Source organism: Brooklawnia propionicigenes, assembly GCF_030297015.1.
In the GTDB taxonomy this organism is placed as follows: domain Bacteria; phylum Actinomycetota; class Actinomycetes; order Propionibacteriales; family Propionibacteriaceae; genus Brooklawnia; species Brooklawnia propionicigenes.
This window is the reverse complement of the sequence record NZ_AP028056.1, coordinates 1365463-1390348: the sequence shown is the minus strand read 5'-3', so window position 1 is coordinate 1390348 and position 24886 is coordinate 1365463. Positions and strand designations below refer to the sequence as shown.

Below are 24886 nucleotides of genomic sequence, written 5' to 3'. Positions count from 1 at the left end.
CCACACTTCAGCCGAACAGCGAGTCACCGCTCTGGTTGTCCAATCCCGGATGGCCGTCGAAGCGCACGACGCCCACGGCGACAGTAGCGGGGACGGCGGCTTTGATCTGGGCGGTTCCGTTGATGCCGAACCCACCGCACAATTCGATGGCTGCAATCCCCTGCGACACCAGGTCCTGCGCGGCGGCCACCGAGTCGGCGTAGTTCTGCGCACCGACCACCGTCAGATCGACCCCCGGCGTCGAGACCGTCTGCCGATCGGTCTGCCAGTTGGCGCCGGGAGCAAGGAAGATGAATGCAGCCTTCAGTTTCATGACCTCTCCTTTGAAGTCGCCCACGCGTCCGGTCGCGTACGCATCAATCAGTACACCAGATCTCGCCTACCCCCGCGGAGGATCATGACTGTTCGGGCGACCCGGGCGACTCGAAGACGAAGGTCGTGAAGAACTGGCAGATCTGAGCTAAGGTCATGAACCTATGTCGCTTCCCAATGTGCTGACCATGCTCCCCGCAACCGCAGTGCATTCATGAGCGGCGCAGCCTTCGACCGGCTCTCGCCGGCCTTCCCGCAACGCGCTCCGTGGGGTACGTCCGCGCGGCTGCGTGCCTGGCAGGCCGCGGCGCTGCAGATCTATCGCGACCGCGATCCCCGCGACTTCCTGGCTGTGGCCACACCGGGAGCAGGCAAGACGACCTTCGCGCTGCGCGTCGCCGCGGAACTGCTCAACGCCAAGACCGTCAGCCGGATCATCGTCGTCGTGCCGACCGAGCACCTGAAGACCCAATGGGCGGACGCAGCCGCCAAGGTGGGTATTCAGCTCGATCCGTCGGGCACCGGCACCCGCCGTGGGCGCTCGCGCGAGTTCGATGGTGTCGCGGTCACCTACGCAGGCGTGGCCGTGCGCGCCTGGCACTACGAGGCGGTGACGCTGGCCACCCCCACGCTGGTGATCTTCGACGAGATTCACCACGCGGGTGATTCGCGCAGCTGGGGCGATGCGATCCGGGACGCGTTCGGGCATGCCACCCGCAGGCTGGCGCTCACCGGAACCCCCTTCCGCAGCGACGAGACCCCGATCCCCTTCGTCAGCTACGACGAGCAGCCGGACGGCTCGCTGATCAGCCGGGCCGACTATGTCTATGGCTACGCCGAGGCCTTGCGAGACCATGTCGTGCGTCCGATCGTCTTCATGAACTACGGCGGACCGATGCGCTGGCGCACCACCAGCGGCGATGAGATCGCGGCCAACCTCGGTGAGGTGATGACCAAGGATCTCACCTCCCAGGCGTGGCGCACCGCCTTGGACCCGAAGGGCGAGTGGATCGGCTCGGTGCTGCGTGCTGCGGACCGCCGGCTGAGCGAGGTGCGCCGCCACCTGCCGGACGCCGGAGGCCTGGTGATCGCCGCGAACCAGCGGACCGCAAGGGCATATGCCCGTCTGCTGGAGCAGATCTGCGGCGGCGTGAAGCCGACCCTGGTGTTGTCGGACGACGCCAGCTCGTCGGGCAGGATCGAGCAGTTCGCGGCGGATGAGTCACGTTGGATGGTCGCGGTGCGGATGGTCTCCGAGGGCGTCGACGTGCCGCGGCTGGCGGTCGGGGTCTACGCGACCTCCACCTCGACCCCGTTGTTCTTCGCCCAGGCGGTCGGACGCTTCGTGCGGGCCCGCCGGCGCGGTGAGCTGGCCACCGTCTTCCTGCCTACCGTGCCGATCATCCTTGCCCACGCCGCCTCCATCGAGCGTCAGCGCGATCATGTGCTGGGCCGCCCCAAACACCAGGACGCGGTCGACATCTGGGCCGAGACCGAAGCCCTGATGGAGCGGGCGAACAAGCAGGAGCAGGCATCCGACGATCTGCTCAACGAGTACGAGGCGGTCTCATCGGAGGCGATCTTCGATCACGTTCTGTTCGACTCCCAGGCCTACGGCATGCATGCCGCCCCGACAAGCGACGACGAGGCGGACTATCTGGGTCTACCCGGCTTGCTGGAGCCGGATCAGGTGGCTCACCTGCTCGAGGAGCGGCAGCGCCGGCAGACCGTACGGCATGAGCGGACGATGCGCCGGGACAAGGTGCCGCCCGAACAGGCGCTGCACCGCCAGCTCGCCGACAAACGCAAGGAACTCAACTCACTGGTCGCCCAGTACGCGAGGCTCAAGGGCACTCCGCATTCGCATGTGCACGCGGGGCTTCGCCGTGAATGCGGCGGTCCGCCGCTCGGCCAGGCCAGCTTGGACCAGGTGGATGCCCGGATCCGCACCATCAAACGTTGGCTCGGCCGCTGAGCGCCCTATTCGGCGGCACGGCGGGCCCGGCGGGGCGGCTCCTGGACCTCGAACTCGGGCTCGTCCCACAAGGACGCATCGGCCGCGGTGCCCCGGCGCGGCTGCGGCCAAGCACCCCGCGGACGCAGTTGATCGGCACCCTCGGTCGGATCGAAGAAGACCTCGGGTTCGGGTTCGGGCTCCGGTTCGCCGGCCGGCTGCGCCGCGGCAGGAGGCTGGACGGCGAACAGCCCGCGATCGTGCAGGTCGGTGTCTCGCACGAACGCCACCAGGGTCGCCACCAGTCCCACGAAGCCGGCGCACAGCATCGCGACGCGTGCCGCGCTGCGCACCCCGGTGAGCATGTCGAACAGCGCGAATCCGGTAGCCGTACCGAAAGCGGCGATCACCACCAGATCGACCCACGGCCACCTGCTGATCATCGCGGTCCGGCGCCCACTGCCGAAGATCAGAGCCCGCAGATGCCAGATCAGCAGGCTCCCGCCCAGGGCAATCGCCGTTACGGTGACTGCAGACGCCGCGTCCAGCTTGGCCGCCAGTGACAGCCCGGCCACCAGCAGCACCAGTGCCGAGACCAGCAGTGCGACCAGGAGGACCAGCGTGATGGTCAGGGAAGGTGGGGGCCCGTAGTCCTCGAGCACGACCACGGGCTCGGATTCGGCCTCAGGCACGGCCGCTTGATCGACCGTGTCGTAGCCGGCCACCTCATCAGTTGAGGGGGTCGCAGGTTCTTCGCTCACTGGGGTCCTCCCTTGCCTGAGATTCATGGTAGTTGAGCGAACCGCAGGCAAGCTTGAACGGCGCTATCAAGCAGGAATAGTCACAGATCCCCAGTCGTCGAAGCCATCACCGACCTGCAGCGTCATCTCGTCGGCAGGCACCACGAAGTAGATCCAGCCCGATACCTGATCGCCCTCGACGACCTCGGCGCAGCCCAATTCGGGACGATAGGTGACCTCGGGGCCGACAAAGTCGTACTCGTACTCGGTGCCCTTGGCGTCAATCACGGTGAAATCCATCGGGCAGACATGGATGGTGCCCTCCGCGGTGCTGATCCGCCCCTTGACGCCGAGCATCTGCGCCCCGGTGTCTCCGGTGAACCAGGCAGCCCCCACCACGGTGATCTGGCCCTTGCCCGAGTAGCTGTCCACATCGAACGACCGGTTCAACTCGATCGGTGGCGTGACCGGATCGACCGGTCCATCGCCGGGGATGGACACCCGAGTGGCCTGCTCCTCGAAGCTCTCGAAGATGAACGTCATGTCGGCCCTCGGCGCTTCGAAGATCACCCAGCCGGTCATCGTCTCGTTTTCGGCCAGATAGCCGATCTCGAACTGGGGGTACTCGTCCTCGATCCGGGAGTTGTAGCCGAAGGTGTAGCGTCCGCCGTCGGCATCGGCGAGGTATGCACCCACCGGGCTGTAGCGCACGGTGCCCGCCACCGATTCGAACTGCACCTGCACCGCCAGGTACGAGTAGCCCGCGGGTATCTGGCGTCCGGCGATCGGGTCCACCCACTGCGCGTCCAGCACGGTGATCAGGCCGATGCCGTCGGGGTCGAGGAACTCGGCGGTCTCACCCATCTGCACGGTGGGCGCCATCCCGGCACGCGGATCAGTACCGTTCCGGGTGACCTGCCACGGCGGATTGCGGGTACTCTGCTGGTGCGGAATCGCAGGTGTTGCGGTGGTCGTCGGGTCGTTCGTCCGGGCGGTCTGTGTGCTGGTCGCCGGCGCCGGAATCTGGACAGGGGCAGGGTCACGGCCGGCCACGAACCAGACGGTCGCCAACACCAGGCCGAGCGCGATCGCACCGACCACCGGCCAGCCGCCGAGTTTCGCGCGTTTCCCGCCTTCGGGGATGCCGGCCTGGGGTCGGGCAGCGGTGTCGGGACGATAGGGCGTGGCAGTTGCCGGATACCGTTGTGCCGCGCCCGGGTACTGGGGGGACGGCGAGGCGTCGCCGGGTGTGTCCTGGCCAGGCTGCCAGCCCTGCATCGGCCGATATCCGGCCGGTGGCGCAAAGTCCGGACCGGCGTGCTCGTGTGGTCCCTGCCCGGTCTGCTCGTCCATCGGCCCTCCCTACTTTGCCCCTGAATGTAACGCAGACCAGTTCGGCAACCCTCATCGACTCGATCACACTGGAGGAATGAATGTCATCTTGCGCGTCATCGCGACCGCCATCGCCGTGTGGGTCGCGGCGCTGCTGCTACCGGGAATCTCGGTGCAGACCCAGGACGACACGGGCTCGGCGGCAGTCACGTTTCTCCTGATCGCAGTCGTCATCGGACTGGTGAACACGATCGTCAAACCCATCGCCCAGGTATTGAGCGGCTGCTTCATCATCCTTACCTTCGGGCTGTTCCTGCTGGTGGTGAATGCCGCCATGTTGATGCTGAGCTCGTGGCTGTGCGCCCAGCTGGGCGTCGGTTTCGCGGTGGACGGTTGGGGAACCGCACTGATCGGATCGATCATCGTCAGCGTCATCAGCGGTCTCATCAACGGCATCACCGGCGCCGGCAAGCAGAACGGCCGGTAGCTCCAGCCGATAGGATTCCTCAGTATGAGTGAGTCTGTGTCCACAACCCCCGTGTCCTCGTCCTCGGGAGCCAACGATTTCATCAGCGACATCATTCGCGCTGACAACGAACAGGGCACCTATTCCGGACGAGTGCAGACCCGCTTCCCACCCGAGCCGAACGGCCAGCTGCACATCGGGCATGCCAAGGCCATCACGGTCGATTTCGATTCGGCGCAGAACTACGACGGAATCTGCAATCTGCGATTCGACGACACCAATCCCGATACCGAGGAGACCGAGTTCGTCGACGCGATCATCGCCGACCTGCGCTGGCTGGGCTTCGAGCCCGCGAACGTCTTCTACGCCTCCGACTACTTCGAGCAGCTCTACGAATGGGCCGAGTACCTGATCGGCAAGGGGCTGGCCTATGTCGACGAACAGGACGGCGAGACGATCTCCGCGCAGCGCGGCGGCTACGGCAAACCCGGCATCGACTCACCCTTCCGTGACCGTCCGATCGAGGAGAACCTCGACCAGTTCCGCCGCATGCGGGCCGGCGAATATGCCGACGGCTCACGGGTGCTGCGCGCCAAGATCGACATGAACGACGAGAATATGCAGCTGCGTGATCCGGTGCTCTATCGCATCCGCCGCGGTCACCATCACCGCACCCACGACGCCTGGGTGATCTACCCGACCTACGACTGGGCGCACGGCCAGTCGGACGCGATCGAGGGTGTGACCCACTCGCTGTGCACGCTGGAGTTCGTCAGTCATCGTCCGCTCTACGACTGGTGCCTGGAGCAGCTGCCGCTGCCTTACGAGAAGCCCAAGCAGATCGAGTTCGCCCGCCTGGAGCTGACCCACACGGTGACGTCGAAGCGCCGGCTGGCGAAACTGGTCACCGAAGGCATCCTGGACGGCTGGGACGATCCGCGGATGCCGACCCTGGCCGGCCTGCGCAAGCGCGGCTACCCGGCCTCGGCGATCGTCGCCTTCTGCCGCGACATGGGAGTGTCGAAGACCAACGCCCGGCATGCCATCGAGGAACTGGAAAGCTATGTGCGCCGCGATCTCAACAAGATCGCCCAGCGCCGCATGGCGGTGCTGCACCCGATCAAGCTGACCATCACCAATTGGCCGGCCGGCCAAGTCGACTACTTCGATGTCATGAACAATCCGGAGAACGCCGACGACGGCACCCGCAAGGTCGCCTTCACCGGTGAGTTGTACATCGAGGCCGAGGATTTCGCCGAAGTGCCACCGCCGAAGTTCTACCGGCTCTCGATCGGACGTGAGGTGCGCCTGCGTGGCGCTTATTTCGTCACCGCCACCGACGTGGTGACCGACGACCAGGGCAACGTGGTCGAGGTGCTGGCTACCTATGATCCGGCCAGCCAGGGCGGCAACTCACCCGATGGGCGCAAGGTCAAGTCGACGATCCACTGGGTTTCACGGCCGCATGCCGTCGAGGCGTCCGTGGCCCTCTATGACCGGCTGTTCACCACGGCTAATCCCGGTGAGGCCACCGGCGAGCCATTGGACGACCTGAACCCGGCCTCACGCGTGCTGCTGAACGGATGCCAGGTCGAGGCCGCGCTGACCGAGACCGCGCCGGGCGAGGTCGTCCAGTTCGAGCGGCTGGGCTATTTCGCCGCCGATCCGGATCGTCCGATGCACTTCCACCGCACGGTGGGTCTGCGCGATGAGTGGGCGGCCATCCAGAAACGTCGGCGCTGACCGCTTGCGGGCGCCTACGATCGGGGTATGGCGACGATTGCAGTGAGCGGGTCATCAGGGCTCATCGGTAGCGCGCTGGTGACGCTGTTGCGGGACGAGGGTCACGACGTGCTGCGGTTGGTGCGCCAGGCTGCTGTTGAACTCGACGAGGTGGGCTGGGACCCGGCTCGGGGCGAGATCAATCTGCCCGCCTGTTCGGGGGTGGACGCCTTCGTCAATCTCTCCGGCGCACCGCTGGCCCGCCGGTGGACCGATCGCTATCGCGAGGAGCTGGTGTCCAGTCGGCTCAACGCCACCCGGTTGCTTGCCCGCTGTGCCGTCGAGCTCGGGCCGCAGGTCACCCTCATCAACGCGTCCGCTGTCGGGTTCTACGGCGATCGTGGTCGCGAGCCGCTCACCGAGGACAGCCCGCCCGGCACGGGTTTCCTCGCCGACCTCGTCCAGAAATGGGAAGCCGCCACGGATTCGGCCCGAGATGCCGGAAGCAGAGTCGTGCTGGTGCGTACCGGCTTGGTGATGTCCAATCGCGGTGGCGCGCTCGGCCCGGTGATGCCGATGCTGCGTGCCGGGCTGGGCGGACCGCTGGGCACCGGCGAGCAGATCTGGCCATGGATCAGTCTGCGTGACGAGGTGCGTGCGATCGCCTGGCTGATCGACAGCGAGATCTCCGGACCGGTCAACCTGGCATCGCCTGCCACCACCACGAACGGAGAGTTGATCAGGGCCATTGCCGACGGCTTGGGACGCCCGGCCCGGCTGCGCGTGCCCACCGCAGCGCTTCGGCTGGCCATGGGTGACTTGGCCACCGACATCGTTGCGAGCCAGAATGAGATTCCGAAGGTGCTGCTGGAGGGCGGTTTCACGTTCAAGCAGGGCACCCTCGACGAGTTGGTCACCTGGCTGGTGGCGGAGGAGGACTGAGATGGCCGTGCAGCGCATCAATCCGGCGTCCCTCGAGCAGTCGCCGTATTACTCGCAGGCCACCTTGGTGCCGCCGGGCGCTTCGATGCTCTACATCGGCGGCCAGAACGCGGTGACCGCTGCCGGCGCCTGGATCGGGCTCGGCGACGAGGCGGCCCAGACCGCCCAGGCCATGAAGAACGTGATGGCCTGCCTGGAGGCTGTCGGTGCCGGCGTAGCCGATCTGGTGAGTCTGGAGATCAAGGTGGTCGAGGGGGTCGATCTGGCGCTGTGCCAGCGAGCTGCCTCCGGCTATCTGGATCTGAACTCGCTGCCCCTGATCAGTGTGTCGATCGTCGAGCAGCTGGCTCGCCGGGGTGCTCTGGTCGAGATCTCGGCTGTCGCCGCGGTGATCGACCCCTCCGACGCTGCCTGGTTGGGACGCGGCACAGCCGACGATTCCGCGATGTTGTAGCTCTGCAGTCGCTAATCCCGGGCTGACTAGGGGATATTCGCCAACCGCAGGGTATACGTCTCCTAATCTGGTAAACTATCACTACCGGCCTGCGGGACCAAAGGACGGCCCCGCTCTCACCACGAGTTCACAGCTCGCGGTGGTGCGAGTTGCGGCTTGCGGGTTTTGGCGGCGAGAAAACGTTGCGAGGGTAATTCAATGAAGTTTCATGTTGGTCAGACCGTGATTCATCCCCACCACGGTCCAGCCATGGTGGCCAAGGTCATGACCCGCACGGTCCGTGGTGAACGGGTCGATTACGCCGAACTCGAGGTCGTCAGCAGCAAGCTGATGGTCAGCATTCCCGTCAGCAAGGCCGACGAGATCGGCATCCGTGACGTCGCGGGCGTCCGCGAGCTCGACCGGCTGGCTGAGGTGCTCAGCGGCCCGACTGTCGGTGAAGAGCCCCAGTGGTCGCGTCGCTACAAGGCCAATCGCGCGTCGATCGCCACCGGCGATCCGCTGCAGCTGGCCGCTGTCGTGCGAGATCTGGTACGCCGTCGTGAGCGTGGTTCGCTCTCGCTCGGCGAGAAGGATCTGCTCAAGGAAGCGTCGGCGCCGCTGCTGGCCGAGATCGCGCTGGCAATCGGCGTCTCCGAGGACAATGCCCGCGAGGTCATGCAATCGATGATTCTCGAGGAGTCACGGGCTGCTCTCGATGCGCTCGACGAGCGCGCCGAAGCCGTCTGATCGTTCACTTTCAAGTTCTCTGAACGCATCGTCCCCCTCCCCCGGGTTGGCTCGCACAGTTTGAGCGGGCAATCTTGAATCCGGAGTGAGGGGGCGACGTGCAACTGGCGACCATCATCGATCTGCTGGTGCTGATCGCGATCATCGGCCGGGCCGTGGCCGGTTTCCGCACCGGGCTGCTGGCCGGAGCGCTGGGCCTGGCCGGTATCGTCGGCGGCGCGCTGGCCGGCATCTGGGCGGGTCCCCGGCTCGTCGAATTCTTCCCGCTCCTGGACGCCAGCCGCCTGGCCCGGACCCTCACGCTGGTCTGTGTCGTCGTGGCATTGAGCATCGTCGGAGATCTGCTGGCGCAACTGATCGTGAACCGAATCCGGCGTGGCAAGAAGCCGCACGGATTCGATGCCGTGCTCGGCGGGCTGACCTCGGCCGTTGCGGCCGCCTTTCTCTGCTGGTTCGTGATGGCGGCAGTGCGTCCTTTCGCGCCTGCTGCGCTGGGTACCGGAATCGAGAACTCGCTGTCGTATCAGGTGCTGAACGAGGCAGTTCCGGAGCAGTTCGATCGGCTTCCCGGACAGGCGGCCGACCTGCTCATCACCGAACTGCCGAAGGTCTTCGGTGGTGACGAACCGACCCTGCCGATTCCCGAACCCGACAGCGATGCGCTCGACAGTCCCGGCGTTGCGGCCGCGGCGTCCAGCATCGTCCAGGTCTATTCGGACGCCCCGAATTGCCGCAGCGACTCGGCCGGCAGCGGCTGGGTGGTCGCGGCCCAGCGCGTCGTCACCAACGCCCACGTGGTAGCCGGCGCCTCCGCGGTGACCGTCTCGGTCGGCGGCACCGGCCCGCAACTGGACGCCCGGGTGGTCGCGTTCGACGAAGACCTCGACCTGGCCATCTTGGATGTTGCCGATCTCGGCGCGCCCCCGTTGACCCGGGCCACCGACAACCAGTCATCCGGTGCCGACGCCGTGGTCGCCGGATTCCCGTACGGCGGGCCCTACCATCTCAGTGCCTCCCGCATTCGCGGCACGATCATCGAGAACAACACTGACCTGTACGGAGGACCGGGCGTCGCGCGCGAGGTCTACGCCATCCGCGGAGTAGTGCGTCCGGGCAATTCGGGAGGCCCGTTGCTCACTGCGGACGGACGCGTGGCGGGCACCGTTTTCGCGATGTCTACCGTGGACGCCCAGACCGGCTATGTGCTCACCGATGCCGCGACGTCGGCCTATCTCGATGCGGCTTCGGCTTACAGCGAACTGGTCACCCCGGGCAGCTGTATGGTCGGCTGAGCCCCCGAGTTGACTCCTGAATTACCTTGTCAGAACGACATTCTTGGAGCGCCTCGCGCCGAAACGCGATGACCGGCCGAGCGAATAACGCAATCTCATTGTCGGGAAAGTCTTGAGCAGGCAGACCCCGGCCAGAGACAATATGACCCATGGGCGAATCGCGCGTGGTGATCATCGGTGGAGGATTCGCGGGGCTGACGGCCGCGCACGAGCTGACCAAGGCAGGCCGCGAGGTGATGATCATCGACCGGCATGCGTACACGACATTCCAGCCGTTGCTCTACCAGGTGGCCACCGGCGCACTGAACCCCGGTGATGTCACATATTCGCTGCGCCGCTGGGCGTCCAACGATCGCAGCCACCTCGCGAGCTTCCGCCGGGCGACCGTGACCGGCATCGATTTCGAGAAGAAGCAGGTCATCGTGAGCCGCGGCCAGCCGATTGGCTACGACAAACTGATCGTCTCCCCGGGCGTGGGCGCCAATTTCTTCGGTATCCCCGGGGCGGAGGAGTACACCCGCCGGATCTACACCCGCCGGCAGGCACTCGAGGTGCGCGACATCATCTTCTCCGGCCTTGAGTTGATGGCCGCCGAGCGCAACCCGGACAAGCGCTTCTGTGCGATCGTCGTCGGTGGCGGACCCACCGGGGTCGAGACCGCCGGGGCGCTGGCCGAGATGAAGACCCAGGGCTTGCCGGTGCTCTACCCCGAGATCGGCGTCGACAACTTCCATGTCGTGCTCGTGGAGATGACCGACCGGCTGCTGGGCCCGTTCGACCGGCGGCTGCAGCGCTACACCAAGCGGGCCCTGGCGCGCCTGGGTGTGGACGTGCGCCTGAACACCGCGGTCAAGGAGGTCTTCCCCGATCACGTCGACTTCGCGGATGGTTCACAACTCGCCTGTGACATCGTCATCTGGGCCAGCGGCGTCGGTGCGCATTCGGTGGTGAAGGACTGGGGTCTGCCGCAGGGCCGTGGCGGACGCATCCTTGTCGAGCCCGACCAGCAGGTCGTGGGCTTCGAGGACGTCTATGCGGCCGGAGATGCCTGCCTGTGCGAGTCCGAGCCGCAGCCGCAGTTGGCGCAGCCAGCCATTCAGCAGGGCAAGCTCGTCGCCCACAACATCCTTGCGGCGCAGGACGGTGGGGCGCAGGAGACTTTCGTGTACCACGACAAGGGCACGATGGCGACGATCGGACGTAATGCTGCGGTCGTGCAACTGCCCAACGGCACCAAGTTCACCGGCTTCCCGGCCTGGCTGATGTGGGTGCTGGTGCACATCGCGACGCTGCTGGGTGGACGCAACCGCATCTCGGCGATGCTCAACATGGGCGTCCGCTACCTGTCGTGGCCGAAGTCAGCCGTCGGCATCATCGGGGACTATGTCGATGCTCCGTCGAAGCTGAAGGCTCCCGAAGAGGACGAGGACGTCTCCTGATCGGCTCACCACTGGGTGACGATCGAGCGGCTCGCCTGCCAACGTCCGCCGGACTTCAAGAAGGTTTGGCGGATGTGCAGTTGCCAAACCCGGTGCTCGCCGTAGAGCGTGGCATCCGAGGTGACCTTGCCGACCAGGGTGGCGGTGGTGCCGTCGATCTTGATCTTGGTGTCGTGGAATTCGAAGCTGTGGTAGACGAGCTGGTCATGCTTGAGCTGGTTGATCCACTCCTGCTTGGTCTGGGTGTGCCCGTTGATGTGGGTGCGGGTGAAACCCGCGGTCAGTAGGCCGTCGAGGGTGGTGAAGTTCTTGTCCACCAGGGCGTGCAACTGGCTCCGGTAGTTCTCTTCGATCGCTTCGCGGTCGGTTTGCATCAGCAGCCTCCTTGCTCCGGCTGGCGGCAGCGGCAGGTCATCGTCCGCACACAGCTCACAGTAGTCAAGTATGCGGCCCGACGAGTTGGATACGGACCCGCTGGTTCGAATCCGGGGAACTGGAGCAAATCCTCGTATAGAACCCGGGACAACCGGCGGGCAGGCACGCGATAATGGCAGGAGTTCGCCATCCGACATGACATCTCTGACAGGAGAAACCTTGATGAGTGAAGCCACTCCCACCAACGTGCCCGAATCCCTCTACCCGGCTCGTCGCGACAGCCGTCCAACCAAGGTCGCGATTATCGGGGCGGGCGCCGTCGGCTCGACCCTCGCCTACGCCTGCGTGATCCGCGGGGTCGCGCGCGAGGTCGTCCTGCAGGACATCAACAAGCAGCGTGTGGAGGCCGAGGCGCTCGACATCGCGCACGGCATCCAGTTCACCCCGGCGGCATCGGTTGCCGGCTCGGACGATGTCGAGATCTGCCGGGATGCCGATGTGGTGGTCATCACCGCCGGCGCCAAGCAGAAGCCCGGACAGTCGCGCCTGGATCTGGCCGGAACGACCGTCTCGATCATGGAGAAGATCCTGCCCGGTCTGCTCGCGGTCGCCCCGCACGCCGTCTACATCCTGGTGGCGAATCCGGTCGACGTGGTCACCTATACGTCCTTGAAGATCTCGGGACTGTCGCCGACCCAGATGTTCGGTTCCGGCACGGTGCTCGACACCTCCCGGCTGCGCTATCTGGTCTCGCTGGAGACCGGCACCGCCGTACAGAACATTCACGCCTATGTCGCCGGCGAGCACGGCGATTCCGAAGTGCCGCTGTGGGCCTCGGCCGTTATCGGGAATATGCCGCTGAGCAGGTGGGGAACCACGAAGAGTGGCGTCCCGTTCGACGCGGACCTGTGTGCGCGCATCGGCCACGAGGTCATGGAGTCGGCCTACAAGATCATCGAGGGCAAGGGCGTCACCAACTATGCGGTGGGCCTGGCGGTATCGCGGATCATCGCCGCAGTGCTCAATGACGAGCAGCGGGTGCTGACGATCTCCACCCTGCTGGACGGCTGGGAGGGCATCAGCGACGTCTGCATGTCGGTGCCTACCATCGTCGGACGTGAGGGTGCCGGACGCCGGCTGCTGCCCTACATCTCGATGGCCGAGCGCGACGCCCTGACGACCGGAGCGATCCATCTGCGAGACATCGCGCGCTCGCTGGGTTACTGAGCTGCGGCCCGGATCCACGACGTATTCAGGCGGGGTGCGCGGCCGGGACTGACCACACAGCAGTAGTTACATCGATGTAGTTTTCCCCAGCGTGTGGATCCATCTGTGGAAAACTCTCGCGGGTTGTCCCCAGGGCTGTGCAAGCCGGACCGTTGGCCCCAGCGGGCGGCCCTAATCCTCGTACTCGGCCAGTTTCTCCGGGGGAGCAGCAGGCAGCACAACGATGAACTTGGCGCCGGCCCCTTCCTGATTGTCGGCGGTGACCGTACCGCCGTGCGCGTTGATGGTGTGCGCGACGATCGACAGGCCCAGTCCGGTGCCCGGCGTGTTGCGTGCTTTGTTGGAGCGGAAGAAACGGTCGAAGATCTTCGGCAGGTCTTCGGGAGCGATGCCGGGGCCTTCGTCCCAGATCGTGAGCTCGTCACCAGCCATCCGGATGTGCACGGTGCCGTTTTCGGGGGAGAATTTCACGGCATTGTCGAGCAGGTTGGTCACCGCGCGTTCCAAGGTGTCGGGCTCGCCGACGATGAAATGGGGCTCCAAGGTGACGTCGAAGTTCAGGTTCGGTCCGCGGCGTTTGGCTCGTTCCACCGCTGAGGCCACCACATCTGCGAAGTCGAGCGGCTCGGGGCTCGGCGTCACCATGTCGTCGCGGCTCAGCTGCACCAGGTCACCGACCAGCGAGGTGAACTCACCGAGCTGAGCCGCGACATCAGTCAGGATTTCGGCGCGCGCGCCGGCCGGCAGCATGCCGGACTTCTCGTCCGCAACCAGCAATTCGATGTTGGTGCGCATCGAGGTCAGCGGTGTGCGCAACTCGTGCCCGGCGTCGGCGATGAGTCTGCGCTGCCGGTCACGAGAACTCGCCAGCGAGTGCATCATGGTGTCGAAGCTGCGGGACAGATCGCCGATCTCATCTGCGGTGTAGATGCCGGTCCTGCCGACCAGGCTGAGTGGGGCCAGTTCATCGGTCTCGGAGACCCGGGTGACGGCTCCGGACAACTCGCGCAGCGGGGCCATCAACCGGCGTCCGGTGATATAGCCCATCACCGCGCTGAGCACGACCAGCGACGCCCCGGCGATCGCGACCAGCGTCCCGACGTCGCGCAAGGTGGCCAAGGTGGGCTCGAGCGGACGTGCCAGCACGATCGCGTAGCGTCCGGATTCGGTACTCAACGGCACTGCCACCACGCGATAGGGCATCTCGTCGGTGCCGACGACCGAACGCGTCGAACTGCCCAGCTGGGTTCGGGCGATCGCGATTTCCTCATAGCCCGGGTCGATGTTGTCGCTCATGCCCTGCACGCGCGTCACTGCCCCGTCGGCGCGCACCAGCAGAATGGTGATGTTCGTGGCCTGCAAGGCGGACGCGTTCACTCCGCCGAGGCCCTCGACATCGGTGCTGATCGGCCCGGACGCGTAGCTGGCTACCTCGAGGAGTTCCTGGTCGAGCTGGCTGTACATCGAGCTGCGCGCAGTGAAGTAGGTGGCCATGCCGATGCAGAAGGCGGACAGGGCAACGCCGATGGCGGTGAGATAGGCCAGCCGCATCTGCAGCGAGTTGCGCTCCTGGTGCCGCAGCAGATCGTGGAGCCGGCGGATCACGGGGCAGTTTCGCGCAGGACATAGCCGACCCCGCGCACGGTGTGAATCAGGCGGGGCTCACCTTCCTGCTCGGTCTTCCGGCGGAGGTATCCGATGTAGACCTCGAGCGAGTTCGCCGTCGTCGGGAAGTCGAAGCCCCAGACCTCATTGAGCAACCAACTGCGCTCCAGCACATGGCGCGGATGCTCCATGAAGGTCTGCAGCAGGGCGAACTCGGTACGGGTCAGGCTGATCCGTCGTCCTCGCCGGGTCACCTCGCGTGAGGAGGTGTCCATCCGCAGATCATCGAAAACCAGAGTCTCGGGGGTGGCATCCGATTCGGGACGCGAGCGCCGGGTCAGCGCCCGGATTCTGGCGGTGAGCTCTTCGAGGGAGAAGGGCTTGACCATGTAGTCGTCGGCCCCGGCATCCAGGCCGTCGACCCGGTCCCCGACGGCGTCGCGGGCCGTCAGGATGAGGATCGGCACATCGTTGCCGGATTGGCGCAGCATTCGGGTGGTTTCCAGGCCGTCGAGCCGGGGCATCATGACGTCCATCACGACAGCATCGGGGCGGGTGGACGAGAGCTTGGCGAGAGCCTCCAGGCCGTCCTCGGCGGTGCTGACCTCGTAGCCGCTGCCGTATTGCAGCGAACGAGCCAGGGAGTCGCGAACAGCCTGATCGTCATCAACCACAAGGATATGCATACTCATAGACTGCCACATTCAATTACTTCCGCTGTGGCGGGTTCGAGGGTCTCAGGACTCGTCCGCGGGCTGGGAATCGCGCGGCTCGAAGCGGACGACGAATCGGTCGCCATCAGCGCTCACCCAGGTGACCCGGCCGCGTCCCAGAACCTTGCTGCGTCCGGACGTGACGTCGACCACCAAAGCGGTCTCCTCGTCGATCGCGGCGATCGAACGCATCGGTCCGGTCTGCAAGGCGGCGAGCGCGCGGCCGAGCAGGTACTGGGTGTCGGCGTGGGTCTCGATGCTCGGTCCGATCAGCGCCAGGCCATCACGGATATCGAGTTCGGTCGACCCCTCGCCGACGATCTCGGGCACGACCTGCCGTCCGCGGTGTTGCCAGCCACCCACGATGGCGTGCCGGCCGACCACCATGGCGCCTGCCGACCAGCCCAAATAGGGGACGCCGCGGCGCAGCAGGGTCGAGATCATCTCGCGCCAACCGGTCAGCGCCTCAAGATAGCCGGGCGTCCAGCCGCCGCCCACCACCAGGCCGGCCAGATTCTCCGGGTCGGCCGGCCATTCGATCGGGCCCTCGTCCTCGTCGGTCAGCCAGATCGGCTCGATCAGCGCGCCGGGAAAACGCGAGGTAATGGGATCGGCATAGGCGTCGAGGACCGCTGCGGACTCCTCGGCCGAACCGAGCAGCGCAATGGCGACCCTCTTGCCGCGGGCACGAACCTCCTCGACGAAAGCGTCGAGTACCGGCGCGAGCGCTTGCGAAGGACCTCCACCCACCAGATACAGCGTCATGCATCCAGCCTAACCGTGGGTCCCGCCGACGGTGCCGATGGCGGCAGTCAGCGCTGCTTCGATTGGCCAGGCATTAGGCTTTCCGGCATGCCGGACTTGCATGCGCGTCATTTCCTCGCCGAACTCGACTTCACCCGCGACGAGTGGGCCTATCTGCTCGACCTGTCTGCCGAGCTCAAGCAGGCCAAACGTGAGCGGCGCGAACCTCAGCGGCTCGTCGGACGCAATATCGTGCTGATCTTCGAGAAGACCTCGACCCGGACGCGCTGTGCGTTCGAGGTGGCCGCGCATGACCAGGGTGCGCACTGCACCTATCTCGATCCGTCCGGTTCGCAGCTGGGTCATAAGGAGTCGGTGGCCGACACCGCCCGAGTGCTGGGCAAGATGTACGACGGCATCGAGTACCGCGGTTTCGAGCAGGAACGCGTCGAGACTCTGGCCCGCTACGCGGGCGTGCCGGTCTGGAACGGATTGACCAACGAGTGGCATCCCACCCAGATGCTGGCCGACCAGTTGACGATCCGCGAATATCTCGGACGCGATCTCGACCAGGTCTCGATCGCCTATGTCGGCGATGCCCGCTACAACATGGGTAACTCGATCCTGGTCTCCAGCGCGCTGATGGGCTCGGACGTGCGCATCGTCGCCCCCGAGGCATTCCAGCCGGGGGAGGCCGTGGTCGGCGAGGCGCTGCGGTTGGCTGCCGACTCCGGTGCGCAGATCACCATCACCGACGACGTCGCGGCCGGCGTGAAGGGGGCCGACATCATCTGCACCGACGTCTGGGTCTCGATGGGAGAGCCCAAGGACGTCTGGGCCTCGCGCATCGCAGCGCTGCGTGACTACCAGGTCAACGCGGCCCTGCTGAAGCTGACCGGCAACCGTGACGTCAAGGTGATGCACTGCCTGCCGGCATTCCACGATCTCGGCACCTCGGTGGGACGCCAGGTCTACGAGATGACCGGCATGGATGCCCTGGAGATCACCGATGAGGTCTTCGAGGCCAACGCCGACATCATCTTCGACGAGGCCGGCAACCGGATGCACACCATCAAGGCGGTGATGGTCGCCACCTTGGGCGAGTGACCCTGGCTCCCCATTCGTTGTAGAAACCGCACAAAAGGCGCGGCCCAGTTCAGTACGGCTGAGGATTCCCGAAGAAACCTACGGTTGGGTAACCTGTAACTGGCGACAAACCTACGGTTCAGTAGGTTGCGACGAAATGGACGACGCCAGGAGGCCATGGTGAACGCTGCGATGTCTGTCGGAGGGCTAACCGGTCAACTCACTGCCACGCCGGGACGCTTCCAGCCCGCGCAGCCAGTCGAGGTGCCCACGGTGCAGCTGCTCGGTGAGGACGGAACCCTCGTCCAAGACCCCGATTTCGTGCCGGCGCTGACTGCGGCCCAGGCCGCCCGGATGCTTCGAGACATGGTGCTGATCAGGCGTTTCGATACCGAGAGCACCGCACTGCAGCGCAAGGGCCAGCTCAGCTTGTGGGCACCCCTACTCGGCCAGGAAGCCATTCAGGTCGGTGTCCACGCCGCACTCGGCCGCTTCGACCACGTCTTTCCCAGTCATCGGGAACACGGCCTGGCGATGCTGATGGGGCTGCCGATCGAGCGCCTGCTGGGCATCTTCACCGGGCAGGAATCCGGCGACTGGGATGCCGAGCAGGTGCGCTTCCATCACCTCAACATGGTGATCGGCGGCCATACGCTGCACGGTGTCGGCTACGCGATGGGCCAGGCCCGTGACCGCCAGGCCGATCCGCAGGCCGACGACGGCGTCAGCCTGATTATCCACGGCGACGGCGCCATCAGCGAAGGCGACGTCAACGAGGCCTACATCTTCGCCGCCGCCTACCAGGCGCCCGCCGTCTTCTTGTGCGTCAACAACCAATGGGCGATCAGCGAGCCCGTCGAGCGGCAGTCACCTGTCCCGCTCTACCAGCGAGCCTGGGGATTCGGCATCCCGAGCGTGCGAGTCGACGGCAATGACGTCCTCGCCGTCCACGCAGCCACGACCTGGGCGCTGGAGCGGGCCAGGGCAGGGCAGGGCCCGAGCTTCATTGAGGCCTACACCTATCGGATGGGCGCCCACACCACCAGCGACGACCCCACGAAGTACCGCGACAAGGACGAGACCATCCAATGGCAGTCCCGCGACCCGCTGACCCGTGCCGAGACCTGGCTCCGCGCCGAAGGCGTCTGGGACGATGGCCGGCAGGCCCGCCTGGATCAGGAGGCGGAGGCCTTCGGCGAACAGGTGCGCGAGGCGGTCCACAAGGTCCACGACCCCAAGCTCGAAGACATCTTCGATCGGGTGTACGCCCGTCCCACCGCCGACCTGGTGGCCCAGCGCGCTCAGATCGTGAGCGAGGCGGCTGCCCGGTGAGTGTCGTGCAATCCCCAGCCGAAACGAACCAGACGACCAAGACCCTGACGCTGGCCAAAGCGCTGAATGCGGGCCTGCGCGCTGCCCTGAGTGCCGACGACAAGGTGCTGCTCTACGGCGAGGACATCGGATCGCTCGGTGGAGTCTTCCGAGTCACAGAGAAGCTGCAGGCACAGTTCGGGCCCGACCGGGTGCTGGATTCGCCGCTGGCCGAGGCCGGCCTGATCGGCACCGCGATCGGCATGGCGCAGCGCGGCTATCGTCCGGTCGTCGAGTTGCAGTTCGACGGATTCGTCTTTCCCGGCTTCGACCAGATCACCCAGCAGCTGGCGAAGATGCGCTTCCGCTCACACGGACGCGTGCAGCTGCCGGTCGTCGTCCGGTTCCCCTACGGCGGCGGCATCGGCAGCATCGAGAACCACTCCGAATCGGTCGAGGCGTACTTCGCGCACACCCCCGGACTGACGGTGGTCACCCCATCGAACCCCAACGACGGCTACTGGATGATCCAGCAGGCCATCGCCTCGCCCGATCCGGTTATCTTCCTCGAGCCGAAGCGCCGCTACCACGAGAAGGGTGTCGTGCAGCTGGATGCCCCCGCACTGGGTCTGCACGAGGCGTCGGTGGCGCGGGCCGGCACAGATGTCACGTTGATCTGCTGGGGTCCGATGGTGCGCACCTGCCTGGATGCGGCGGCCGCCGCCGAGAAGGAAGGGCGCAGCGTCGAGGTGGTCGATGTGCGCAGCCTGCAGCCGCTCGACTTCGAGACCATTGCACGCAGCGTCGAGCACACCTCGCGAGCGATCGTCGTCCATGAGGCGCAGCGTAACTACGGGCCCGGCGCGGAACTCGCGGCCCGGCTGCAGGAGCAACTCTTCTATGTCATGGAATCCCCGGTACTGCGCGTGACCGGCTACGACACGCCGTATCCGCCCAGCAAGCTGGAGGCCGACTGGCTGCCGAATCTCGATCGCGTGCTGGCTGCCGTCGATCAATCCATGGGTTACTGATAAGGACGATCAGATGTTCCAGTTCAAGCTGCCCGATCCCGGCGAAGGCCTGACCGAGGCGGAGATCACTCAATGGCTGGTCTCCGAGGGCGATGAGGTGCGGGTCAACGACGTCCTCGTCGAGATCGAGACCGCCAAGTCGCTGGTGGAGCTGCCCAGTCCCGTCTCCGGTACGGTGCGCCGATTGCTCGTTGCGGTCGGCGACTCGGTGGACGTCGGCGCTCCGATCATCGAGATCGACGACGGCGAGCCCGAAACCGAGCCCGAGCCCGAAGCTCAGAATCTGGTCGGATCGGGACCGCTTCCCGAACCGACGAACAGGCGGCGTCCTCCCGCCGCACCGCCGGCCGCCGCTCCCGTGGCTGAAGCACCCGGACCGATCACCACCGCAGTCGGCAAAGTGCTCGCCAAGCCTCTGGTTCGCCGGCTGGCGCGAGATCTCGGGGTGAAACTCGCCAGCGTGCATCCGACCGGGCCCAATGGCACGGTCAGCAAGGAGGACGTCGAGGCCGCCGCGGGGATCGCTCACGCGGCCGCGGATGACGTGCTCGGACATACCGAGCGGATCCATGGCGTCCGGAAGGCGACCGCGCTCAATGTGGCGGCGTCGGTGGCCAAGCATGTGCATGTCACTGAGTTCAACACCATCGACATCACCGCGACGAAGGATCTGGTCGCCAGGCTCAAGACCCGTCGCGAGTTCAAGGACCTGCATGTCTCGCCGCTGCTGCTGCACGCCAAGGCGGTCTGCCTGGCGCTGGCCCGGCATCCCGAGCTGAACGCAACCTGGGACGGCGAGGCCGGTCAGATCGTCTACCACGACGAGGTGAACCTCGGTATCGCTGCGGCGACCCCGCGCGGGCTGCTCGTCCCGGTGATCAAGGGCGCCGACAAGATGAACCTGGTCGAGCTGTGCCGGGCCATCAACGAGCTGGTCGTCACCGCCCGTGAGGGCCGGCTGATGCCGGCCGACTATTCGGGCGGCACGTTCAGCATCACCAATGTGGGTGTCTTCGGTATCGACACGGGCACCCCGATCATCAACGGGGACGAGTCGGCGATCTTGGCGATGGGCGCCATCAAGCGACGTCCCTGGGTGATCGGCAGCGGTGACGATGAGCAGATCGTGCCGCGCTGGGTGACCACGCTGGCCGTCAGCTTCGACCATCAGCTGATCGACGGCGAGCAGGGCTCACTGTTCCTCGACGATGTCTCGACCGTGCTCAGCGAACCCGAACTGGCCCTGCTTTTCTGATTGTTCGAAGATCCTTCGGCGGCCCATACCGCACGTGAGGATTCTTCGGTCTTGCCGGCCGGCGCGTGCAGTGACGAATCCGGCGCGGTTGCGCGGGGCTAGCATGCAAGGGTGCTGTACGTCACACATGTCAACGTCGATCTCGATGCGATAGCTCACAACGTTGAGCAGGCCCGCAAGCTCTCGCCGCGCGCCAAGGTTCTGGTGGCCGTCAAAGCAGACGGCTACGGGCACGGGGCGGTTGCCGTCTCACGGCATCTGGCCAAGCTGGGCCTGGCCGACTGGTTCGGGGTGGCCACCACCCCCGAGGGCATCGAGCTGCGCGAGGCCGGCATCACCCAGCCCATCTTGAAGCTGTCGCCGTGCCTGACCGATGACGAACTGGACGCTGCCATCGCGTTCGAGATCACACCTACCGTGATCGACGCCGCGAGCATCGCAGCCGTGTCCGCCGCGGTCGGCCGAGCCGGCGGCAAGGGCTTTGCGGTGCACATGGCCGTCGACACCGGCATGCGGCGTATCGGTTGCTCTCCGGCCGATGCAGCCGGGCTGGCACGCACGATCGGAGCCGACCCGGCCCTGAAGCTGCAGGGCCTGTTCACCCATTTCCCGATCAGCGATCAGCCGGCCGGGGACGAGTTCACCGCCGGCCAGATCGTCACCCTCGAAGGCGTCGCCACGCAGATCCAGCAGGACCGGGCAGCGGCGGGTCTGGAACCGGTGGAACTGGTGCACGCATCCAATTCGGCGGCCGTGCTGGGCCATCCCACCGATTTCGGCATGGTGCGTCCCGGCATCATGGCGTACGGCTACTACCCGGATGCGCAGACCCCGCGTCCGGTCGAACTGCGCCCCGCGCTCAGCTGGAAGTCACAGATCAGCTACTGCAAACCGGTGTCGGCCGGTGAGACCGTCGGCTACGGGCGCACCTGGACGGCCCCGGTCGACTCCTGGGTGGCGACGGTGCCGGTGGGCTATGGGGACGGCTTCTCCCGGCTGAACTCGAACCGCGGACGGATGCTCGTCGGCGGGGTTTCCTATCCCATCGTCGGGCGCGTCTGCATGGATCAGACGATGCTCGATCTGGGTCCGGTAGTTGCCGGGCAGCCCGCGCCGGCGGAGGTCGGCGACGAGGTGGTCATCATCGGCCAGCAGGGCAGCGAATCGATCGATGCGGACGAACTGGCCGCCCTGATGGGGACGATCAGTTATGAGGTCACCTGCCTGATCAACAAGCGAGTGGTCCGGTACTACAGCGAGTGAGTGCCTAGCCGCCGTATGCGGCGTTGCGCCTGCTGACGAACTGGTCGCGGGCGTAGCGGGCGATCGCCATGGTGTTCCAGGAGTCGGTCGCGGCCCCGACGCCACCGCCGATCACCGGAATGCGCTTGGCCACCAGGCCGACGGTCTGCTTGCCGCCGATGGTGGTGAGCAGCGCGGTCATCACGCGCTGCGAGATCAGTTGTTCCAGCCGGCGGTCGGCTCCGGGCGCGGTGGCCAGCACCAGCGGAGTGCCGGGCAGTTCGCCGCCGGCGACCAGGTCGTCCACGATGCGCTTGCCGAGCAGGGTGGTCACGACCGCATGCCGCACGCGTGAGTCGTCCAAGTCGTAGCCACGCAGGTGCGCGATGCCCGCGACCAGCCGGGTCTGCACCAGCGCAACGCCCGCGAAGTTCGCCGGCGCGCCGACGATCATGGTGGTAAGCCCGCCGAGATTGGTGACGAAACCCTGCGCACCGGACAACGTCACATGACTGGTGGTCAGCGTCGAGATGGCCGCTTCAACCGAACCCTGGTGTTCCAGGTGTTTCGCGGCGGCGGATCTGGCTCCGGGGAACCAGTCGGCCCCATCGATCGCGAAGCTCACCAGCATCCGCAGCACTCGCGCGGCGGCATCCGGGGCGTCAACGGGTGCGGCGGCAATGATCGATCTGCCGATTCCGTCAGTATCAGGCATGTAGGCTCCCCATCACGTAGTTGTGTCAACGCTAGCCCCGTGCCCCGGCGACCCGAAGCCACCTACCCCCGATTTCGCCCTGAGCGGGTCGTCTAGGATGCATCGCAATCTGATACCGGCACCATGACCAGGCCTCAAGAGACCACCATTAGTTCAACGGAAGGAGCCCGGATGACTGAATACGCGCGACTTGAAGTCGATGGACATGTCTATGAGCTGCCGATCCTCGAGGGTACCGAGGGCGAGCGTGCTATTGACATCAGCAAACTGCGCGCAGAGAGCAGTTTGATCACTCTGGACGACGGCTTCGGCAATACTGGTTCGTGTGCCTCGAAGATCACCTTCATCGATGGCAATGACGGAATCCTGCGGTACCGCGGCATTCCGATCGAGACGCTCGCGGAGCATTCCAGTTTCGTCGAAACCGCGTATCTGCTGATCTTCGGGCACCTGCCCACCCACGATGAACGCGAGCATTTCACCGAATTGCTCACCGAATCGTCCGCGCTGCACGAATCGATGATGAAGCATTTCGAGGCCTTCCCGACGAACTCGCATCCGATGGCCATCATGTCGGCGATGATCAACTCGCTGTCCACCCACGAGCGTCCGAAGATTGAGCGCGGAGACGACGCCACCTTGGAGATCTACGCGGCCAAGCTGATCAGCAAGATCCGCACCATCGCGGCCGCCTCCTACAAGTCGAGCATCGGCGAGCCGATCATCTATCCCCGCCCCGATCTGCGCTATGTCGACAACTTCTTGCACATGATGTTCTCGCTGCCCTACAAGGAATATGAGGCATCTCCCGAGATCAGTCATGCGCTGAACATGTTCTTGGTCCTGCATGCCGATCACGAGCAGAACTGTTCGACGTCGACCGTCCGGATGGTCGCCTCCGGCGAGGCGAACCTGTACGCGTCCTGCTCGGCAGGTGTGGTCGCGCTGTGGGGGCCCAAGCACGGCGGTGCGAACACCGAGGTCGTGACGATGTTGCAGCGGATGCGCCGCGAAGGCCTCACGCCGCAAGAACTCGTGAATCAGGTCAAGGACAAGAGTAATAATCGGCGGTTGATGGGATTCGGGCACCGCATCTATCGCAATTTTGATCCGCGCTCGAAGATCTTGCGGAAGGCTGCCGAGCGACTGCTCAATTCGATGAAGATCGACGATCCGTTGCTGGGTATGGCCCAGGAACTCGCCGACATCGCGCTGAACGACGATTACTTCATCGAACGCCATCTGTACCCGAACGTCGACTTCTATTCGGGCGTCATCCTGCGGGCGATCGGCATTCCGCTCAACATGTACACCGTGATGTTCACGATGGGACGAACCCCCGGCTGGATCGCCAACTGGAAAGAAGTCCACGACAATCCGGGCCAGAAGATCTACCGGCCGAGGCAGCTCTACGTCGGCAACCCGAAGTCGGAGTGGGTGCCCCGGCATCTTCGCTGAAACGACAGACACCGGTGCCAGACTGTAGGCATGCCCATGCAGGTCTTCGGCCCATCCGAAACCTGGCCCAGCCAGGACTTGATCGCCTTCAGCGACGAGTTCGACCTGCGCATGACCCTGGCCGCCTACTGCTCCGGCGCGTTCCCGATGCCGTTGCACGAGGCGAGCTTCGAGGCGCGGATGGGCTGGTGGTCACCGATGCGTCGCGGCGTGCTCGAATTGGACGACCTGCGGATCACCCGCAGCCTGATCAAATCGGCCCGCCGCTACACGACCACCATTGACGCGGCCTTCGACGAGGTGCTGGCGCGATGCGCGGATCCGGCCCGGCCGTATGGCTGGATCGACGACGACATCCGCCGGGTCTTCACCGAGGGTCACCGGGAGGGTGCCGTGCATTCGGTGGAGACCTGGGATGCGTCCGGACAGTTGGTCGGCGGACTCTACGGGGTAAGCCTGTGGGGACTGTTCGCGGGTGAATCGATGTTCCACGATCCTGTGCGCGGCAGGGACGCGTCCAAGGTCGCGCTGGCGCGGCTGGTGGGCGAGTTGCGCGATCGTCCCGACGGCACGGCGCTGCTCGATGTTCAGTGGCTGACCGGCCATCTGGCACGCCTGGGTGGGAGCGAGATATCGCGGGTCGACTACCTCGGACGACTGGATGTCGCGCTGCGGGCCCCGCAGACGGCATGGTCGGGCCGGCGCCTGCCGGGCGACTGGCGGATGGAGCGGACCGCCTGAG

At 65.7% G+C, this 24886-nt stretch carries 24 protein-coding genes; 16 read left to right on the top strand and 8 right to left on the bottom strand.

All coding sequences use genetic code 11. The annotated features are described in order from the left end of the window. Positions 1 to 7: 7 nt before the first annotated feature. Positions 8 to 313, bottom strand: coding sequence for a DUF6506 family protein (locus QUE25_RS06270; protein ID WP_286268284.1), 306 nt, complete (start codon positions 311 to 313; stop codon positions 8 to 10). Between the two features lie 213 nt (positions 314 to 526). On the opposite strand from QUE25_RS06270, the gene QUE25_RS06265 reads away from it, so the two are divergent. After that, complete coding sequence (locus QUE25_RS06265; protein WP_286268283.1) at positions 527 to 2287, top strand: DEAD/DEAH box helicase; 1761 nt, start codon at positions 527 to 529, stop codon at positions 2285 to 2287. Positions 2288 to 2292: 5 nt separating this feature from the next. On the opposite strand, the gene QUE25_RS06260 is transcribed toward QUE25_RS06265, so the two are convergent. Both QUE25_RS06260 and QUE25_RS06255 read right to left on the bottom strand, forming a co-directional pair. Then, on the bottom strand, positions 2293 to 3027 hold the full coding sequence (locus tag QUE25_RS06260) for a hypothetical protein (protein WP_286268282.1): 735 nt from the start codon (positions 3025 to 3027) through the stop codon (positions 2293 to 2295). Positions 3028 to 3093: 66 nt separating this feature from the next. Beyond that, entirely contained in the window at positions 3094 to 4359 is a 1266-nt protein-coding gene (locus QUE25_RS06255; RefSeq protein WP_286268281.1) for a DUF4352 domain-containing protein, read from the bottom strand. A gap of 76 nt (positions 4360 to 4435) precedes the next feature. Between QUE25_RS06255 and QUE25_RS06250 the strand changes: the two genes are divergently transcribed. The 7 genes from QUE25_RS06250 (at position 4436) to QUE25_RS06220 (ending at position 11382) form a co-directional block, all read left to right on the top strand. Beyond that, positions 4436 to 4825: a phage holin family protein gene (locus tag QUE25_RS06250; protein ID WP_286268280.1), complete on the top strand. Its 390-nt coding sequence runs from the start codon at positions 4436 to 4438 to the stop codon at positions 4823 to 4825. A gap of 24 nt (positions 4826 to 4849) precedes the next feature. Further along, entirely contained in the window at positions 4850 to 6547 is a 1698-nt protein-coding gene (locus QUE25_RS06245; protein ID WP_286268279.1) for a glutamine--tRNA ligase/YqeY domain fusion protein, read from the top strand. A gap of 27 nt (positions 6548 to 6574) precedes the next feature. After that, positions 6575 to 7468 (top strand): TIGR01777 family oxidoreductase, encoded by an 894-nt coding sequence (locus tag QUE25_RS06240; protein WP_286268278.1) that lies wholly within the window; start codon positions 6575 to 6577, stop codon positions 7466 to 7468. Position 7469: 1 nt separating this feature from the next. After that, entirely contained in the window at positions 7470 to 7922 is a 453-nt protein-coding gene (locus QUE25_RS06235) for a RidA family protein (RefSeq protein WP_286268277.1), read from the top strand. 198 nt (positions 7923 to 8120) lie between these two features. Beyond that, positions 8121 to 8651 (top strand): CarD family transcriptional regulator, encoded by a 531-nt coding sequence (locus tag QUE25_RS06230; RefSeq protein WP_286268276.1) that lies wholly within the window; start codon positions 8121 to 8123, stop codon positions 8649 to 8651. A gap of 98 nt (positions 8652 to 8749) precedes the next feature. Next, entirely contained in the window at positions 8750 to 9943 is a 1194-nt protein-coding gene (locus QUE25_RS06225; protein ID WP_286268275.1) for a MarP family serine protease, read from the top strand. Between the two features lie 149 nt (positions 9944 to 10092). Next, the gene (locus QUE25_RS06220; protein WP_286268274.1) at positions 10093 to 11382 is read left to right on the top strand and encodes an NAD(P)/FAD-dependent oxidoreductase; all 1290 of its coding nucleotides are present in this window, start codon (positions 10093 to 10095) and stop codon (positions 11380 to 11382) included. 5 nt (positions 11383 to 11387) lie between these two features. Here QUE25_RS06220 and QUE25_RS06215 read toward each other — a convergent pair whose 3' ends face one another. After that, positions 11388 to 11756, bottom strand: a complete 369-nt coding sequence (locus QUE25_RS06215; protein WP_286268273.1) for a nuclear transport factor 2 family protein — start codon at positions 11754 to 11756, stop codon at positions 11388 to 11390. Between the two features lie 223 nt (positions 11757 to 11979). On the opposite strand from QUE25_RS06215, the gene QUE25_RS06210 reads away from it, so the two are divergent. Beyond that, positions 11980 to 12984 (top strand): L-lactate dehydrogenase, encoded by a 1005-nt coding sequence (locus QUE25_RS06210; protein ID WP_286268272.1) that lies wholly within the window; start codon positions 11980 to 11982, stop codon positions 12982 to 12984. 171 nt (positions 12985 to 13155) lie between these two features. Here QUE25_RS06210 and QUE25_RS06205 read toward each other — a convergent pair whose 3' ends face one another. Genes QUE25_RS06205 through QUE25_RS06195 form a run of 3 tightly spaced genes read right to left on the bottom strand, consistent with a single transcriptional unit; the run spans position 13156 to position 16067 of the window. After that, positions 13156 to 14535 carry a sensor histidine kinase gene (locus QUE25_RS06205; RefSeq protein WP_425332764.1) on the bottom strand — a complete coding sequence of 460 codons (1380 nt, stop codon included), beginning with the start codon at positions 14533 to 14535 and terminating at the stop codon, positions 13156 to 13158. A gap of 50 nt (positions 14536 to 14585) precedes the next feature. Then, positions 14586 to 15275: a response regulator transcription factor gene (locus tag QUE25_RS06200; protein WP_286268509.1), complete on the bottom strand. Its 690-nt coding sequence runs from the start codon at positions 15273 to 15275 to the stop codon at positions 14586 to 14588. Positions 15276 to 15326: 51 nt separating this feature from the next. Continuing rightward, the gene (locus tag QUE25_RS06195) at positions 15327 to 16067 is read right to left on the bottom strand and encodes a Type 1 glutamine amidotransferase-like domain-containing protein (protein WP_286268270.1); all 741 of its coding nucleotides are present in this window, start codon (positions 16065 to 16067) and stop codon (positions 15327 to 15329) included. A gap of 87 nt (positions 16068 to 16154) precedes the next feature. Between QUE25_RS06195 and argF the strand changes: the two genes are divergently transcribed. The 5 genes from argF (at position 16155) to alr (ending at position 21992) form a co-directional block, all read left to right on the top strand. After that, entirely contained in the window at positions 16155 to 17153 is a 999-nt protein-coding gene (argF, locus tag QUE25_RS06190; protein WP_286268269.1) for an ornithine carbamoyltransferase, read from the top strand. Between the two features lie 171 nt (positions 17154 to 17324). Next, the gene (locus tag QUE25_RS06185; protein ID WP_425332763.1) at positions 17325 to 18464 is read left to right on the top strand and encodes a thiamine pyrophosphate-dependent dehydrogenase E1 component subunit alpha; all 1140 of its coding nucleotides are present in this window, start codon (positions 17325 to 17327) and stop codon (positions 18462 to 18464) included. A gap of 5 nt (positions 18465 to 18469) precedes the next feature. Beyond that, positions 18470 to 19474 carry an alpha-ketoacid dehydrogenase subunit beta gene (locus tag QUE25_RS06180; protein ID WP_286268508.1) on the top strand — a complete coding sequence of 335 codons (1005 nt, stop codon included), beginning with the start codon at positions 18470 to 18472 and terminating at the stop codon, positions 19472 to 19474. 13 nt (positions 19475 to 19487) lie between these two features. Continuing rightward, complete coding sequence (locus QUE25_RS06175; protein ID WP_425332743.1) at positions 19488 to 20729, top strand: dihydrolipoamide acetyltransferase family protein; 1242 nt, start codon at positions 19488 to 19490, stop codon at positions 20727 to 20729. Positions 20730 to 20843: 114 nt separating this feature from the next. Further along, complete coding sequence (gene alr, locus QUE25_RS06170; protein ID WP_425332762.1) at positions 20844 to 21992, top strand: alanine racemase; 1149 nt, start codon at positions 20844 to 20846, stop codon at positions 21990 to 21992. A gap of 4 nt (positions 21993 to 21996) precedes the next feature. Here the strand turns inward: alr and QUE25_RS06165 are convergent, their stop codons facing one another. Next, a complete protein-coding gene (locus tag QUE25_RS06165; protein WP_286268266.1) occupies positions 21997 to 22686 on the bottom strand; it encodes an EcsC family protein in 690 nt (229 codons plus the stop codon). A 171-nt stretch (positions 22687 to 22857) separates the two neighbouring features. On the opposite strand from QUE25_RS06165, the gene QUE25_RS06160 reads away from it, so the two are divergent. Then, on the top strand, positions 22858 to 24144 hold the full coding sequence (locus tag QUE25_RS06160) for a citrate synthase (protein ID WP_286268265.1): 1287 nt from the start codon (positions 22858 to 22860) through the stop codon (positions 24142 to 24144). A gap of 30 nt (positions 24145 to 24174) precedes the next feature. Further along, entirely contained in the window at positions 24175 to 24885 is a 711-nt protein-coding gene (locus QUE25_RS06155) for a leucyl/phenylalanyl-tRNA--protein transferase (protein WP_286268264.1), read from the top strand. Position 24886: the final 1 nt, after the last annotated feature.